The sequence below is a fragment of the Acinetobacter sp. AS5 genome (genome assembly GCF_048957595.1).
Lineage (GTDB): Bacteria > Pseudomonadota > Gammaproteobacteria > Pseudomonadales > Moraxellaceae > Acinetobacter.
In genome coordinates this window covers 1-2,438 of record NZ_JARDAL010000115.1, presented here as the reverse complement: position 1 = coordinate 2,438, position 2,438 = coordinate 1, and the positions used below count along the sequence as shown (strand labels likewise).

Here is a 2,438-nt window from a genome sequence, read left to right as displayed (position 1 = left end):
CCACTTACCCAAGTTACGCCTTAAATTTGGCTCAATTAGGGGCGCTTTGCATTTCAAATCTTTGTGCAACAAAGCCATTTGAAGAGACCAATGGTGCTGGCCTAGTTTGTCGGATATATGGCAATTTTAGGCCAACGTTACGCAAATGGTTGAAACGATATTCTGAGCAAGGTATTAATAGATTAAGTGGTCATAATAATCATCCAGTAAAATCTCCAAATATTAACACTAGCACAAGTAAGTAATGCAACAGCGACCAAGCACTTGAATGATTATTAAATAAAGGATGTCTTCTTATAAAATTTGAAGGAGCTAGACATAATATCTGTTAATAATAAACTCCTATAATGATTAATAATATGATCATTAATGTATGATTGTAGTAATAATGATAAAATATTTAATCTTTATGGGGTTGAAATCTAATACAATAGAATTCTTGTGCATGAGTTCTATTTTTAAAATTAGAACTTCAGTCTCAAATTTTCGGATACTTCAGCAATTAGTTTTTCAGGAACATTTGAAGCTTTAGCTAGATCCTTCCATCCTGACACAATCTCTATAGTATGATTTAAAACCTCTAGCACATATTTAGGAGTAAATTTTCGGCTTAAAGATTCTACAGAAAGAATATCTTCTAATACATAATCTCTGCGCTTACCATTTAGTGACATCCAATGAGACTCTACCCAGATTGAACCTGGTTTATAACTAAATGCTAAGTCATAAGCAGGTGCCAACTCCCATTTCTGATCTCGAAGGATAAATGAGAAGTTTTTGGCATGATCATCGTGATTACGTGCCACAATATTGAAGATCATTCGCTTTAATAGTTGTTCAGCTTCAACTGCAGTCATTTTAAGCTCGCGAAGTACAAGAAATAGTTCTTCATAAGAAAATGATCCAGGCATCTTATAATCGACATGAGCCATTGCATTTAAAGTTTGCACATGCAGCTTTTCATTCCCGATTCTGTCATATCTTTGAGTTACGAAATGTTGTCTATCACCTTCATGCAGTAGATAACAAGGCATCATATCAATACCACAGGCAGTAGCCATTTGATAATAGACATATTCCATTGCACCATACCCTAAAGGATCACCAAATGTCTCTTTGTTGGTATTCCTCTCGGTTACACCATCAAATTTCATTAAGTAGTGTGTGTAACCCCTTGGAACATTCGCCTGCCCTGATCTGGCTTTTGTAAAATCCTCATTGAATGCTAAAACTGCTTTAGGTCTCGCTCCACCTGCACTCGTTCCTACGCTTAAGAGTGACAACATCGCTTCCTGGTCATCAGAGCCATCTGATCTTAGTTCGGCATCAAATTCGTTACGTGCCGATAAAACTTCCTGTGCAATAGCTACAAGTTCATCTATTTGAACAGATTCATTTGCATTTAATTCTCCACGAGCTTCAGCAGGTAAAAACTCTAATGCCCCCATACCACGCTTCCCTGTATAACGAAGTCGTTCAATTGGGGTAATGCTATTTGCTGCACGACCTTTTGAAGCTAGCCAAGTATTTAAGATACGATTACCAAAATCATCTGGAAGCGAATCAGCTAGCATTCCAGGTAATCCTTTGAAAGTTTCAGGATTTAAAGCATTAAAGTTATATATGTAATTTTCCCGCAAAGGCATCGTTAAAGGCGATAACTCTATACCAGCACTAACAAATTCTGGCATATATATAAACGCGCTTTGACCTGTCGTGGGATCAAAACTTAAAGCTCCAACATCTAATTCTTTGTATACAACTTTAATTACATCAACTTTATCTACCATCCTAAATCTTCTTCTCTTCTATTTGTCTTGTCAATTTTCTTGTTCGATACTGTTTTGTTGTGTGAACCAGATGCTCTCTTTCTCATCCGACCTCTTAGCTTCAATAATTCTATAGGCGATATCTGTTGCGGTGGCATTAAGTGGTCTAATTGATCAGTGCTTTCCAAAGCAATTAAAACAGCCATCAAATCCTGAATATTACCTCGCCCTTGTTCTAAATTTTTTATAGTGTAGCGACTCACGCCTGCCGATAAGCCGACTTCTTCTTGAGTAAGATCTAAATTAAGTCGTGCTTGTTTTAGTCGATCACCTAATTCACGCCCCATCGCTTCTGGTGTTTTCAATGCTCCAAATTTCATCGCTTCACCATTTCAGAATTTTCCTAATATGAGTTTACTTTATCATTTTTAATATTTAATGTCATTAGGATGATAAAAATTATCATTAGTTCTAAAATTAACTTTATATGATTAAATATTTAGTCATTATGAATGTTAGTTATAAACTGATGTTACGCACTCGATTGAAAAAGTCTTATAATTAGTAGCATGAATAAAAATTTATTAGACCTTAGACTTCCTTCATAAATCATTTTTCAATCAATTTAATTGTTTATCTTTCACCCAATCTAAATTGTATATGCCAGCA

Annotated in this window: 2 protein-coding genes and 1 pseudogene; 1 reads left to right on the top strand and 2 read right to left on the bottom strand. The window is 35.4% G+C overall.

Annotation, left to right across the window (positions count from 1 at the left end):
* Positions 1-245, top strand: a pseudogene (locus PV763_RS17355) (hypothetical protein); the annotation flags it as partial.
* A gap of 219 nt (positions 246-464) precedes the next feature.
* Here the strand turns inward: PV763_RS17355 and PV763_RS17350 are convergent.
* Positions 465-1,790 carry a type II toxin-antitoxin system HipA family toxin gene (locus PV763_RS17350; RefSeq protein WP_062035455.1) on the bottom strand — a complete coding sequence of 442 codons (1,326 nt, stop codon included), beginning with the start codon at positions 1,788-1,790 and terminating at the stop codon, positions 465-467.
* The gene (locus tag PV763_RS17345; protein WP_062035453.1) at positions 1,784-2,149 is read right to left on the bottom strand and encodes a helix-turn-helix transcriptional regulator; all 366 of its coding nucleotides are present in this window, start codon (positions 2,147-2,149) and stop codon (positions 1,784-1,786) included. Before PV763_RS17345 ends, PV763_RS17350 begins: the two co-directional genes overlap by 7 nt.
* Between the last annotated feature and the right edge of the window lie 289 nt (positions 2,150-2,438).